The organism is Brunnivagina elsteri CCALA 953 (genome assembly GCF_002289455.1).
GTDB classification, from domain to species: Bacteria; Cyanobacteriota; Cyanobacteriia; order Cyanobacteriales; family Nostocaceae; genus Brunnivagina; species Brunnivagina elsteri.
Genome location: NZ_NTFS01000147.1, coordinates 1 through 14,656, shown reverse-complemented (window position 1 = coordinate 14,656; position 14,656 = coordinate 1). Strand labels below are relative to the sequence as shown.

Annotated in this window: 10 protein-coding genes and 1 pseudogene; 6 read left to right on the top strand and 5 right to left on the bottom strand. The window is 38.2% G+C overall.

From position 1 onward, the window contains the following. The first annotated feature begins 347 nt into the window (after positions 1-347). Positions 348-1,403, top strand: a complete 1,056-nt coding sequence (gene mnmA, locus CK510_RS14335; RefSeq protein WP_095722345.1) for a tRNA 2-thiouridine(34) synthase MnmA — start codon at positions 348-350, stop codon at positions 1,401-1,403. 45 nt (positions 1,404-1,448) lie between these two features. Here the strand turns inward: mnmA and CK510_RS31035 are convergent, their stop codons facing one another. After that, positions 1,449-1,640: a hypothetical protein gene (locus tag CK510_RS31035; protein WP_143289305.1), complete on the bottom strand. Its 192-nt coding sequence runs from the start codon at positions 1,638-1,640 to the stop codon at positions 1,449-1,451. On the opposite strand from CK510_RS31035, the gene sat reads away from it, so the two are divergent. Together sat and CK510_RS14325 are read left to right on the top strand one after the other, a co-directional pair. Continuing rightward, positions 1,626-2,798, top strand: coding sequence for a sulfate adenylyltransferase (sat, locus tag CK510_RS14330; RefSeq protein ID WP_373695804.1), 1,173 nt, complete (start codon positions 1,626-1,628; stop codon positions 2,796-2,798). The genes CK510_RS31035 and sat overlap by 15 nt on opposite strands. 416 nt (positions 2,799-3,214) lie before the next feature. Beyond that, positions 3,215-5,371 carry a caspase family protein gene (locus CK510_RS14325; RefSeq protein ID WP_095722344.1) on the top strand — a complete coding sequence of 719 codons (2,157 nt, stop codon included), beginning with the start codon at positions 3,215-3,217 and terminating at the stop codon, positions 5,369-5,371. Positions 5,372-5,450: 79 nt separating this feature from the next. Here CK510_RS14325 and CK510_RS14320 read toward each other — a convergent pair whose 3' ends face one another. Then, positions 5,451-6,323, bottom strand: a complete 873-nt coding sequence (locus CK510_RS14320) for an S-methyl-5'-thioadenosine phosphorylase (RefSeq protein WP_095722343.1) — start codon at positions 6,321-6,323, stop codon at positions 5,451-5,453. A gap of 865 nt (positions 6,324-7,188) precedes the next feature. Here CK510_RS14320 and CK510_RS14315 point away from each other — a divergent pair. Then, positions 7,189-9,291 carry a putative bifunctional diguanylate cyclase/phosphodiesterase gene (locus CK510_RS14315; protein WP_245912148.1) on the top strand — a complete coding sequence of 701 codons (2,103 nt, stop codon included), beginning with the start codon at positions 7,189-7,191 and terminating at the stop codon, positions 9,289-9,291. Positions 9,292-9,766: 475 nt separating this feature from the next. On the opposite strand, the gene CK510_RS14310 is transcribed toward CK510_RS14315, so the two are convergent. Continuing rightward, a complete protein-coding gene (locus tag CK510_RS14310) occupies positions 9,767-11,935 on the bottom strand; it encodes an ATP-binding protein (RefSeq protein ID WP_095722342.1) in 2,169 nt (722 codons plus the stop codon). Between the two features lie 352 nt (positions 11,936-12,287). Between CK510_RS14310 and CK510_RS14305 the strand changes: the two genes are divergently transcribed. Both CK510_RS14305 and CK510_RS14300 read left to right on the top strand, forming a co-directional pair. After that, on the top strand, positions 12,288-12,998 hold the full coding sequence (locus CK510_RS14305) for a RibD family protein (RefSeq protein WP_095722341.1): 711 nt from the start codon (positions 12,288-12,290) through the stop codon (positions 12,996-12,998). A 97-nt stretch (positions 12,999-13,095) separates the two neighbouring features. Continuing rightward, complete coding sequence (locus CK510_RS14300; RefSeq protein ID WP_095722346.1) at positions 13,096-14,043, top strand: glycosyltransferase family 2 protein; 948 nt, start codon at positions 13,096-13,098, stop codon at positions 14,041-14,043. A gap of 230 nt (positions 14,044-14,273) precedes the next feature. Here CK510_RS14300 and CK510_RS14295 read toward each other — a convergent pair whose 3' ends face one another. Continuing rightward, complete coding sequence (locus CK510_RS14295; protein ID WP_095722340.1) at positions 14,274-14,453, bottom strand: hypothetical protein; 180 nt, start codon at positions 14,451-14,453, stop codon at positions 14,274-14,276. A 4-nt stretch (positions 14,454-14,457) separates the two neighbouring features. Continuing rightward, positions 14,458-14,580, bottom strand: a pseudogene (locus CK510_RS34260) (type II toxin-antitoxin system VapC family toxin); the annotation flags it as partial. Positions 14,581-14,656: the final 76 nt, after the last annotated feature.

The following is a 14,656-nucleotide window of genomic DNA, read 5'->3' as shown; positions in this document are numbered from 1 at the left end:
GTTCTATATTATTAGTAATCAGAGCTTAAATTTGTGAGTTTGGTTGAGTTAATGTCTGAGCTTTTATAGGTAGGACACCGACGATTAAAGCTGTAAGTGTCGTGGCTGATAATCTCGCTATTTGTTTTAACATGATTAATTCCTGCTTTTAATTTTTGTTGTCATATAGGGAATAATTTCTACCTAATAAATAATTGATGTGATAAAAAAAAATGACAATCATATGTTAAAATAATATCGAAAAAATCTGGTCTTTTGATTTTGGAACGACTACTTCTCTATAATTTTTCGGACTTTTTCCATCAATAATGTTATTTTAGAAAGGATAACTAGGGCAAATCACGGTGATGAAAAAAGTCGTCGTTGGTCTTTCAGGTGGTGTTGACAGTTCAACAGCCGCCGCACTTCTCCACAATCAGGGCTATGAAGTCATTGGTTTGACCCTTTGGTTAATGAAAGGGAAGGGTCAATGCTGCTCTGAAGGGATGGTAGATGCTGCAAAACTTTGCGAACAGCTAGGTGTTCCCCATCACGTTGTCGATATTCGTGAGGTTTTCCAGACATATATTGTCGATTATTTGGTGACGGGTTACAGCGCGGGTATTACGCCGTTGCCCTGTTCGCAATGCAATAAATCGGTGAAATTTGGTCCCATGCTCCACTATTCCAGAGAAAATTTGGACTGCGACAAAATCGCCACTGGACATTATGCTCGGATTAGCTTTAATACAGCCACAGCACGATACGAATTAATTCGGGCATTAGATAAAAACAAAGACCAAACATATTTTCTCTACGATTTGGCACAAAATATACTCGCTTCTGTGGTTTTTCCTTTGGGTGAATTGCAAAAGTCCGATACCCGGAGAATTGCTGCGGAACAAGAACTAGAAACCGCCGATAAACCTGAAAGTCAGGATTTATGCCTCGTGGAAAGTAACGGTTCAATGCGTGCTTTTTTAGACAAGTATCTTGCCCCCAAGGAAGGCGAAATCGTTGATATAGATGGCAAAATTCTGGGTAAACATGATGGTATCCATCATTACACGATTGGACAGCGCAAAGGTTTGGGAATTGCGGCTGCGGAACCTTTGTATGTGATTTCCATCGATGCTGCTAATAACAGGGTAGTCGTTGGCGATCGCACCAAAGCGACTAAATCTGAATGTACGATAAATCGGGTAAATTGGGTTTCTATCGCCGAACCATCAAGCCCCATCCGGGCAGAAGTGCAAGTGAGGTATCGAACAAAGGCTGTACCAGTGACGGTAGTACCTTTGGAAAATTCTCGCGTGCGGATTGTATTTGACGAACCGCAGTTTAGTATTACACCAGGGCAAGCGGCGGTGTGGTATGACGGGGAAAAGGTGCTTGGTGGTGGGATAATTGAGAAGTTTTATTGATTTAAGTTTTGACATCTCAACTTAATTGCCCCTTCTGGAATTTATCTAGAGGGGGTAAATTTTCATTAAAATTATGTAGCTTTTAAAGGTTTCTCTGGTAATGCGATCGCGAATATCATTTATTTTTTCCGCTAATTCTTTTTTCTTTCCGTACCAACATTTTGATAAATTAGTAAATATATTGAAATAAAATAATTTAGCCAAAGCGATCGCATACAGGAAATGACATTGAGCCACCAGAAACAAGCCATTGCACCCCACGGAGGGGAGTTGGTAAACCGCATCGCCACTTCCGCACAAAAAGAAGAATTTCTCTCGAAGGCTGATTTTTTACCCCGCGTTCAACTCGACGAACGTGCCGTATCTGATTTGGAAATGATTGCCATTGGCGGTTTTAGCCCCTTGACTGGCTTTATGAACCAAGCTGACTACAATGGTGTTGTCGAAGATATGCACCTTGCTAACGGCACTGCTTGGTCAATTCCTGTGACTTTATCGGTATCAGCAGATGTGGCAGCATCTCTCCAGGAAGGTAGTTACGTGCGTTTAGATAATACCGCAGGTAAATATATTGGGGTATTACATCTGACGCAGAAATACAAATACGATAAAAAACGCGAAGCTATCAAAGTCTACCGCACCGACGATGAGAAGCATCCTGGTGTTAAGGTTCTCTACAGCCAAGATGAAGTATATCTTGCAGGTGATGTGTTACTTTTCCAACGGGATGCCCATCCCCTATTTCCCAAATATCAAATCGATCCTGCCGCATCTCGTAAAATGTTTGCAGAGAAAGGTTGGAAAACTATCGTTGGGTTCCAAACCCGTAACCCCATTCACCGTGCCCACGAGTATATCCAAAAATGCGCGATGGAAACCGTTGATGGTTTGTTTTTACATCCTTTGGTTGGTGCGACAAAGGAAGATGATATTCCTGCTGATGTGCGGATGCGATGTTATGAAATTTTGTTAGAAAATCATTATCCAAAGGATCGGGTGATTCTGGCGATTAATCCGGCGGCAATGCGCTATGCTGGTCCGAGGGAAGCGATTTTCCATGCTTTAGTTCGCAAAAATTACGGTTGTACCCATTTTATCGTCGGACGCGATCATGCTGGCGTTGGTGACTATTACGGGACTTATGACGCACAATATATTTTCAATGAATTTGCACCTGGGGAATTGGGTATTACCCCGATGATGTTTGAACATGCTTTCTATTGTTTGCGTACCAAACAAATGGCAACAACAAAAACTAGTCCTAGTACTCCTGAAGAAAGGGTACATTTGTCGGGTACTAAGGTACGAGAAATGCTGCGTCGAGGTGAATTACCACCACCAGAGTTTTCCCGTCCCGAAGTTGCAGCAGAGTTGGCGCGGGCAATGCATAATTAGTTATTTGCTATTGGTTCGCGATGTGGATTTAATAGAATACAAAACCTCTCCGAAAGGGGTGCATACACAAGTACCCGAATTGAACCAAATATTAAGAACCCCACCCTAACCCTCCCCGCTCGCGAGGAGGGAATTGGATTTTTTTATTTCCCCCCTTGGAAAGGGAGGTTAGGGGGGATTAGTTCTTGTTGAGGGGTTACATCAGAGACTTATGTGTACATCGTATCAGGTGACTCTCAAAGGATGATGTAAGGTGTTTAATTCGTAATGGGTTCAGTACTAATACTTAATTTATAATGACTAATGCAAAAAATACATATTTAATTCCCAAGAACAGTGATGGCTATGACTTTACAATCACGATATAAGCCCTTTAATCTGATATCTGATTGACTAAAGGGCTAGGGGATGGAGTGATGAAACGGCGGACTTTTTTGCAGCGAATTGGTAGCATACTTGCAGTTTGGCAGGTAAGTGAGGTTGGGTGGTTATTTCCAGGAAGTCGCTACTACGAGGCTTTGGCTGAATCAAATCCGCGTAAATTGGCTTTATTAATTGGTGTTAATAATTACTTGGAGCTTCCTGGTTTAAGTGGTTGTCTAACAGATGTGGAGTTACAAAGAGAACTTTTGCTGCATCGTTTTGGTTTCCAACCGTCGGATATTTTGTGTTTGACGGATGATGCTGCGAGTCGAGATTTAATTGAGAAGGCTTTTTTTGAGCATCTGACTAGCCAATGTAAACCTGGTGATGTGGTGTTTCTGCACTTTAGTGGTTACGGTAGTTGTATTAAGTCAGCAAATGCACTAATTCCTGCTGATGGTTATGTAAATGTAAAAAGTAGTCAAGTCGCCAATTATTTATTAGAAGATACTTTATTATTAATGTTAAGGTCGCTGCCTACAGATAGGGTTTTTGCTGTCATTGATGCAAGTTATAATTCGTTTAATATTAAGCCTAATATTTCCAATAGTGGGTTGAAGATTCGCACCCAATTAACGGATATAGGTATTGATATTGCTGCGAGTGAAATAGATTTACAAAAACAACTTAAAAATAAAATTGCAACTACTCCTCCCCCTTTGGTTGTATCTGCGATCGCAAGTTTAAAGCAATCTGCGGCAGAAGTGCAGATGACGGGGTTTAATGCGGGTTTATTTACCTATGCTTTGACGCAATTCCTTTGGGAAAATACTCCGGTAACTTCAATACAAGTGGGTTTGGGAAGGGTTGAAAATACCATTCAACAGTTAGGTAGTAATCAGCAACCGACTTTATTAAATCCTAAGAAAATCCCCCAGCGTACAACCTTTAATGATATTTTGCTATTTAATAGTCAAATTGGTACAGAGGGAGCAGTTACAGCGATTGAAGACAATGGGAAAACAGTGCATTTGTGGTTAGGTGGAATAGCACCGCAAATACTCGAATATTATGGTATAAATTCACGATTTAAAATTATTTCTACAGATAATTCCCAATTAGCCAATTCCCAAGAGATTGTATTGCGATCGCGTTCGGGTTTAACGGCAAAAGCTTCACTTGCCGATACTTCTACAACACAACAGGTTGAAGAGCTAAAAATTGGAGATAGAATCCAAGAAATTGTCAGGGTAATACCTCGTAATATCGATTTGCATATTGCGATCAATAATAGTTTAGAACGTATCGAACGGGTTGATGCGACTAGTGGTTTTGCTACAGTTAATCGGGTTTCTAGCGTCGTAGCTGGAGAACAACCCGCAGATTACATTTTTGGGAAGCTACCAGAAACTAAAACCGCAGCTAAAAAAGATGTGCTTTCTCCCAGTCGATATGGTTTATTTACCCTTAGTGGAGAATTTATTCCCAACACATCAGGGGAAGCTGGGGAAGTTGCCAAACTCGCAGTACAGAGGTTAACACCAAAATTACAAACATTGTTAGCTGCAAAATTGTGGAGGATTACCAGCAATGAAGCATCATCCCAATTAGCTGTTAAAGTGACCTTAGAAACAGTCAATAGCACCCCACAATCGGTAATACAGCGTCAAACGAATCCTTATAAACTCTCCAATACAATCAGTACTATTTCTACTGGTAGTCACATTCAATTTCAAGTCGAAAACAAAAGCTCGCAAATTCTCTATTTGATGATGTTGGGTTTGGATAGTAGTAAAAATTCTTTTGCATTGTTTCCTTGGCAAAGTTCTTTACCAAAAACTAGCGAAATTACTAATCTGGCAACTCAACCATCACTACAAAATATGATTATTGAACCTGGTACAAGTATTAATCTGCCTGAAAACAATCCTGGATTTGAATGGATAGTGCAAGGATTTGGCAATTTTTGTGAAACCCAAATTATTCTCAGTACTGAACCTTTTAGCCAAACAATTGCTGCACTTTCTGCTACTAAAATGAATCCTGTTGAAAAACCCCGAATTATGCCTTTATCAAACCCTTACGAAGTCACACAAGCACTACTGCAAGATTTACATAATGCTAGCATCGGGAAAAAAGATATTAGTGATGTTTACACTTGGAATGTAAATAATTGGGTCAGTTTCAATTTTATTTACCAAGTTGTGTAGTGAATAAAATGTATAATTCAGAAGGAATTTCCACAAATAAATTAATAAATAAAGGGCAAACAACCGTTTGCCCCTACAATCAAATATATTTTTGCAAAATCACTGCTAATTTCTGTTTGGTGATTGCTGGTACGCTATCCAATCGCGTCAAAATCGCATATTTCAAAGCTGAATGTGCTTCGCTTTTTGGTGGGTTGGTACTCAACTGACGCACTGCTTCTTGAATTACTTTTTGAGCATTGACCGCATTACTGTGCAAATTAGCAACAACCATCTCTACAGTCACATTATCATGGTCAGGATGCCAACAGTCATAATCTGTCACTAATGCCATCGTTGCATAGGCTATTTCCGCTTCCCTTGCTAGCTTGGCTTCTTGTAAATTTGTCATCCCAATTATCGTTGCATCCCAACTACGGTAGAGATTCGACTCCGCTTTGGTAGAAAATGCTGGTCCTTCCATACAAACATATATACCACCTCGATGCAAGTTAACATCAGGAAGATTTAGGGATGCGATCGCGTCTGCAACTACTTGAGCTAAATTTTTACATATAGGCTCACCAAATGTAATGTGTGCGACAATTCCTTCACCAAAAAATGTTGATATTCGGTTTCTCGTTCTGTCAATGAATTGATCTGGAACTACCATGTCTAAAGGTTTGACTTCTTCCTTCAGGGAACCGACTGCACTTGCGGAGATAATATACTCGACTCCTAACTTTTTCATTGCGTATATATTCGCACGAAAGGGTAATTCTGTCGGTAATAGGGTGTGATTACGTCCGTGTCGAGCTAAAAATGCTACTTTTACCTCATCCAAAGTTCCCAGTATTAATGCATCAGATGGTGAGCCAAATGGTGTTTCTATATGCACTTCTTTAATATCTTTGAGTGCATCCATTTTGTATAGACCACTACCGCCAATTATTCCGATTTTAGCTTCTGTCATTGTTTTGACTCGTACTTGTGAACAATAATGCCAAGCTATTTTAACGGGAAATGTGTAGTTGGGGATTATTTATTACTGTACTTAAATTTGTATGTATATTATGTAATTATCAATTAAAAAACAATTTTTATTATTTAAATACATTTTTAAAAATGAATTGTATCTCTTCTTGTTTCTAATTATGTGGATATATCCTGCATTATTCTTTAACTAGCAGGGATTGTCTCCTTTCAGTTTTCCTAGGTAAACAAATGTATGGGTAGGAGAATTCATTTTTATGATAATTTTCCGCAAATGGTATGAACTTGAGAAAACTACATAGGGACTCGACATCCGTAATTTCCACCTATACACTGGTATAGGGTTTTGTTAAACTTCGGGTAGTGTTTTAAAAAAATGTATTTCGTTTACTTTGATATTTTCATGCAAGTTGTTTTTAATTATTTTCATTAAATGAATAAATCTAAGCAGGTTGTTATGGCATGTACTGAGTGATATAGCTTTGTGCTGGTATTATCTCAGGTTTACTAGTATGTCAATTATTTTGTCCTCAAATATAAATTTTTGAGTGCAATTTTTCTAACTTGGCATTTACTAATTTTTATAATGCAATTAACATTCACAATTGAAGGCAGTTTATGTATGGATATGACAGTGGCTATAACCATAACGGGACTATTTTATAGTCATGAACAATATCAATAAAATATTAAAATAAGCATAATCAACTGCGGTTTTAATGTTTCAAGATTAGTAATTTAATATCAAGCTCTATAACTAGGCAACTCAAGATATCGATTGACAAAATTACTTTCAACGCAAAAAATATCAAAAACACTAATGTTTTACGATCGCAGAGACTACCATGATAAATTTAATGGTTGGCTTACTCATCTGTTTAGAAACTGAATTAGTCTCATTATGTTTTTTTATTTTAGCAATCCTAAAGTTTAAGAGCAGACTAAGAAAGATATTTTCTGAGACTACTAGCTTTTTAATCAGACAGAAATTAGAGGATGCTGAAAACAATTTAAACTCTTTAGAATCGCAATTTAAAAACACTCAAACAGAATATTTAGAATCTTTTTTTACATCTAACTCAACATATCCAATTTGTCAACTTGAAGATGGATTCCCAACGACGATTATCGAAACTAATCATTCGCTTTTGGAGTTGCAAAGCCAAGTAGAGAAGCAGACAACCCAGTTACAAAAAGAAATGGCTTCGCAGTTTAATTTAATCCAAATCGAACTGGAAAAATCGCGATCGCTACAACAAGCAACTTTAGAATCGACAGCAGACGGTATTTTAGTTGTGGACAGTAAAGGAATCATTACTGGGTATAATCGTAAATTCATCCAAATGTGGGGAATTCCGGAATATTTACGAAAAAGAGGAAATTACAAACAAACTGTAAAAATAGTACTTAACCAGTTAAAATATCCCAGAGAGTATCTTGCTACTATTCGTGAACTACACGGATATTCAGACAGGCAAATTCACGATGCGATCGCATTTAAAGACGGTAGAATTTTTGAGAGATATTCGCAATCACAATGGATAGCAGGTAAAATAGTCGGTAGAGTCTGGAGTTTTCGTGATATCACAGCATACAAACTTGCTGAAGCCAAAATTCACCATCAAGCTTTACATGATTTGCTCACAGATTTACCTAACCGAGTACTATTTACAGAAAGGTTGGATGAAACCCTGAGACAAGCTAGGAACAGCGATGAAAAATTAGCCGTATGCTTCCTTGATTTAGACCGATTCAAGACTATTAATGACACATTAGGACATGCAATTGGTGACCAATTGTTACAAAATGTTGCTCAAAGAATCACAGAATGTCTACGGGAAGGAGACACGATCGCACGTTGGGGAGGTGATGAATTTACAATACTTTTGCCAAAAATTCGTGATATGAAAGATGCTGCGATCGTACAAGAAAGAATTATTACTGCTTTAAAACCCCCATTTAATATTCAAAACCATCACTTACATATCAGCAGCAGCGTCGGAGTTGCGCTTTATCCAGCAGATGGTGAAGATGGGGAAACTTTAATTAAACATGCGGATACTGCGCTTCATAGTGCCAAATCGAAGGGAAGAAATTGCTATTTGTTTTATAATTCCGACATCACATTACGAACAACAGAATTATTTGTATTAGAAAATAGTTTGTACTACGCTTTAGAAAAACAAGAATTTACTATTCATTATCAACCACAAGTTAATATTACGACTGGCAAAATTCCGAAAATGGAAGCTCTATTACGTTGGCAACATCCAGAATTAGGGTTAATTTCCCCTGCGAAATTTATTCCCCTAGCTGAAGAAACAGGATTAATTGTCGCAATTGGGGAATGGGTTCTGCGTAATGCTTGCGCTCAAACAAAATATTGGCAAAAATTATTAGGGTTGCCATCACTTTCTATTGCTGTAAATTTATCTGCACGTCAGTTTCAACAAATAAATTTAGTGGAAATGGTGCAGCAGGTTCTAACAGAAACTGGATTAGCTCCTGAATGTTTGGAGCTAGAAGTTACTGAAAGTACTGCTATGAAAAATATGGAATTTACTAAAGATATTTTGACTGAATTGCATCAAATGGGTGTTTCCATCTCGATTGATGATTTTGGTACGGGATATTCTTCATTAAGCTATCTGAAAAACTTCCCCATTGATACTTTAAAAATCGATCGCTCATTTGTTCAGGACTTAACTACAAGTACCCACGATGCTGCCATTACTACGGCGATAATTACTTTAGCACATGGATTAAATCTGGCAGTCGTTGCGGAAGGAGTGGAAACTGAGGAACAACGTAATTTACTGCTGGTTCTTAAGTGCGAATTGATGCAGGGATATCTTTTTAGTCGTGCTGTATCTGCGGAAGAAGCGACTCGATTATTAAAGTATAATAAATTGAGACTAACTAATAGTAAATCTTGTTTGGTTGCTTAATCTAATTGAGCTTATTAGTGGGAAAAAATATTGATGTTGGGTTACGACACCATTATCTATTATTCGTTTGCAGTATAGTACAAACTTCTCACATATGTATACTAAAAACAGTTAAGAATTAGACTTTTTATCTGCCAAAACTGATATTTCTAAGCCTCTCCCCTTAGAGGTTGTTTGAAAAGTCTCCTTTCATGTCATGCTGTAGCTTGCTACTTAACAGAAGCCGCTTGCGCGTCTACCCGCAGGGTGGAACGTAGGCGAAAGACTTCCCGCAGGGTAGCATCTCAGTATGTGGACTAAACTCCAGATTCTAGCCTGCGGCAACGCGTAGGCGCTGAGTCGCTTTGCGACACGCTGCGCGTAGCTTGCTTCCCCGGAGTGGTACGCCTTCTCGTAGAGTAGCGCGTACGTTGCGTAAAACTCCACTCAGAATGGCAAATTATACGTTCCTAAACTTTTCAAACATGCTCTAAGGCTATAAAGATGAGATTACTTTGTGGTTAACATTTGATATCGTGTTACTTTCGCCATCTAATTGATTTAAGGCTTCTGGTTGTAATTGATTTTTTTCGGTTTGCTTGGATTCTGGAAAGTCTTGAATTGGATTAATATTTACAACGTTAATTTTTTCAGTTTCTTTCTTTTGTTTCTTTCCTTTATTTCTTGCTACAGTATCATTTTGAGAATCTAGAACTAATTCTTTGATAATTGGTAGTTCCTGCGGCATTGGTAATAGTGGTATATCGACTAAAGGTAAGATAATAGTTGCTGTTGTACCTTGATTAATTCCAGTACTTTCTAAATTAATTGTTCCTTCCATTAATTCCATTAAGTTGCGAGAAATTGCTAGTCCTAAACCAGTTCCTTCAAACTTACGATTTGTGGAACCTTCTACCATTACGTAGGGACGAAATAATTTTTGCTGCTGATTAGATTCGATACCAATACCTGTATCTTTAATTTTGATTATGACCTGGGGTTGGCTGGTTAGTTGGTTTTGTCGCTCAATTTCTACACTAATTGTAATACTACCTTCTTCTGTAAATTTTGTGGCATTACCAATTACATTGATCAATACCTGTTTGAATTTTTGGGGATCGGCTTTTACCAGCATTGGAGCGGAAAATTCTGGTATATTGAGATGCAAGCCCTTTTGTTGGATATTAACAGATTGTAAGTTAATAACATCTTTTAATATTTGGCGTAAATCAATGTGTTCTAAAAATACTGATAATTTTCCAGCTTCGATTTTGGAAATATCAAGTAAATCGTTAATTATTGCTAGTAGGTGAATTGCGGTTTCATCCGCTCGTTGAAGGAATTCTAGTTCTTCTTCTCTGTTATCACATAAATCTTCACGCACGACTCGAACACAATTGATAATAACGTTGAGTGGGTTTCTTAATTCATGGGATGTGGTTGCCAAAAATTGACTCTTAACTTGGTTTGCTGTTTTTGCATCTTGCCAAGAATTTTCAATTTCTTCAGCCCATACTTTGAGTCGTTCAACCATTCTATCTATGGCTTGGGCAAGCTGGTTGAACTCGCGAATGTGAAAGTTTTGGGGTACGGGTTGTGTTTGCGAACTCGAATGAATATTTAAAGCATAATCGCGCAATTGTTCAAGTGGATTTGCGAGATAACGGGCTATATACAAAGATACTAATACGCATGTTCCAATTAAGACGATTGTCAAGACTACGAGAATTATTTTGATTGCCTTTAACCCATATAAAGCGTTATCTAAAGTTATGACATCCAAGATTACCCATTTTTGATTTGTGGTGTTGGGAATTGGACTGGGGATTGCTGTATAACCTGCAAGTAATTCTTCACCTTGTTTTTCAAAGAAGAACTGCAAGCTGTCTTGTTTGCCTGCGATCGCATTACGGACAATTTTCTTTAATCGTGATGCATCGCTATGTTGGGCAATATTTGTACCGATTCGTTGGGGAATGGGATGTGCCAAAATTGTCCCATTGTCGGAGATAACAACCGTTGAACCAGTTAGCAATCCGGGTATATCTTTAACTTTCTGCTGTAGTTCCGATTGAATTGATAGTAAATAACGTATATTTCCAGTATTATCGTATACCGGAGATGTCAAAATCAATTGTAATTTATTTTGCGTACCTCGTTCCTTATTTCTTAGGGATTTAATATATACTTTAGGCGGAACAATAACCCTGATCTGGATATTATTTTCCATTCCAACTCTTTCTGATGATGAAGTCAGATTAGTTCCACGATTTTTTAAACTTTCTTCATCCAAGGGTTCATCACCACAAGTACTAGCAACAACTTGATTGATTGCTAAATCACTAAATTGAATGCATTCAATTTGCTTTGGTAAATTTTGTTCGAGTAAATTCATAAATAGCTGTACATTCAAGATTGAACCAGATCGCATTACCTCTGTTTGACTCGCACTAGACAAATTTGCTTTGAGACTTGCTACTGTATCTAAAATTTTTTCTCCTTTGAGAATTGCATTTTCTGTTAAATTTTGACGTGCAGTATCTAACTGGGTATAACGAGCTTTTTTGAAAATTACAATTTCACCAATCAATAAAACTGGAACTGATAAAAGCAAAATTCTTGTCATCAGCAAGCGACGAAATGATAATTGACGAGGTTTAGACATCGGCAATCTCACTTCGCATACGCAAACCACAACAGCTACGATCTAAAATTTGATAACAAAAAGTTATTAAATAATAATTATCGCTCTGGGTGGCATAATTATTACTGCAACTTGATTTTTTTTTCCCATAAACTGGAATTAACAACCTATCAAGCATTGAAGTTACCTGTGGAACTGTTGCTTTCTTTACATCATGACACTAGAAACACAATGTTCCTTAACGTCATTAAATCTCAAATTGAATAGCCAATGTCAGAACAGCAGCAATAGTTAAAACAATCAAAACAATCAAAATAGACAGAACACACAGAACAATTAAAGACTATCTCATCTACATACTTATCAGTATATAATGTTCCTACACCGTTCTTATGTTACAGTCATTCTCGCAATGAGTGCGGATGGCAAGATTGCGGACTTTAAAAGCTCTCCCGCAAAGTTCGGCTCAAAACTTGACAAAGCACACCTGGAAAACCAAATTGCCATTTCAGATGCTGCATTATTTGGTGCTGCAACTCTTCGGGCATATGGTACAACGCTGACTGTCTCGAATCCCGATTTGCTGCAACAAAGGGAAAAGGCAGATAAACCTTCACAGCCTCTTCATATAGTAATTACAGAAAGCGCTAAACTCAATCCGGAAATTCGCTTTTTTCAGCAACCTGTTCGACGCTGGTTGTTGACAACCCATGTAGGGGCTGATTTTTGGTATGATCGTCAAGAATTTGAGAAGGTATTGGTTTTTGAAAGAAATTCCGGAAAAATCAATGGGAAAACCAATCAACGAATTGATTTAATAGCAGCATTAGAAAGCTTTAAGCAGGAGGGAATAGAAAATCTGGCAGTTTTGGGTGGTGGTACATTGGTTGCGTCAATGTTCGAGTTAGATTTAATCGATGAATTATGGTTAACAGTTTGTCCTTTGGTTTTGGGAGGTTTGACTGCACCAACTCCCGTCGAAGGTAACGGATCCCTGGAAAATCTAGCACCACGTCTCGAACTAATGGAAGTGCGAACTGCGGAAAATGAGGTTTTCTTGCATTATCGGGTAAAAAGGGAATGAGGAAGGGGAAAAGAAGGGAAGGGAGTTTCTTTATGTAGCATCAAGGAACTGCATTAACGTCTTGGCTGTCCTATCCTTAAGAAGATAACAGAGTGTGGTGGGTGAAGTTGTGTTTTTCAGTGTTGTTATTCCGACTTATAATCGCAAACCGATATTAGAGAAATGTCTAAAAGCGCTAGAGATGCAAAAACTTAGCGCATCAACTGCTGTGGAAGACTATGAGGTTGTGGTTGTTGATGATGGTTCGACTGATGGGACATTGCAATGGTTGGAGGAATGCAAAAACAAATTTCCCCACGTGCAAGTATTTGAACAAAATCATCAAGGACCTTCGGCGGCGAGAAATTTGGGAGTTGTGCAAGCAAAAGGCGATACAATTATTTTTATTGATAGCGATTTGGTTGTCACCGAAGTATTTTTACAATCCCATGCTGATGCTTTAGTTGATGGGAAAAATAAACTTGGTAGTGATAAATTTTTTACCTATGGTGCGGTAATTAATACGGCTAATTTTGAGAACCCCACTTCCGAACCTTATAAAATTACAGATTTTTCGCGAGCTTTCTTTGCCACAGGGAATGTTGCGATCGCAAAGCATTGGTTAGTGGAAGCTGGGCTGTTTGATACGGAGTTTCAGTTATATGGTTGGGAAGATTTAGAATTGGGGGTTCGCTTAAAGAATCTCGGATTAGTTCTCATTAAATGTCCCCAAGCAGTGGGTTATCACTGGCATCCAGCTTTTAGTATTGACGAAATTCCCAGTTTAATCGATAAAGAGATTCAACGGGGTAAGATGGGAGTTTTGTTTTATCAAAAGCATCCAACTTGGGAAGTGCGGTTGATGATTCAAATGACTTTATTACACAAGATATTGTGGGGAACCCTGACGTTAAATGGTTTTTTGAACGAGCGGACAATGTTACCGATTTTGAAATGGTTGATTAGTATTGGTCAATCCCAGTTAGCGTTAGAATTAGCGCGAATATTCTTGAATTGGTATAACGTTAAAGGTGTTTACCAAGCTTACGCGGAAATGCAGGGTTAAAATCTCACCAGAATCATTCTTGTTGTAAATTTAACCACGCTTGTAGTTCTGCGATCGCTTGTTATTGAACTTTTCCCCGACCTAAAATCCTCAACCATAAAGTCTCAGGAAAATCTCAGGCGATCGCTATTTTTGCATGGAAATTGGTGTGCGATCGGTTTTCTAGTAAATTGTTAACGTTCTGCTTGAGCGGTTGCTGACAACCTTTTTACCGCCACCAAGGTTTCTCTTCAGTCCGCTCCAACTGGATTGTTAGACTGTTGTTTAGTTTGCAATGATACTAGTTTCTTCCCACTCGCAGCCTGTCTCTTCTGCCAATCAGCAAATATCGCATTGAAATCATAGTTAAAAGCTTTGGCATGTTCCTCACGGATTCGGTGCAATTCTTCTAAGATTTCGTCTTCCCACATAACTTTACTCTCCCATCAATTCATACGGTGTACAAATGGTCGGCAACTTGTATCCAAACTCAAGGCAAATCTCCGTCAGCTTCCTCTGAATTTGAGCATTTGCAATGTGCTTACAATTCCATGTTATTGACACTCTCAGGTCTAAAGACACTGAGATTCTAACTTCATCCTAGTTACTTGCTCTACCAGGTTTTCACCAAGCA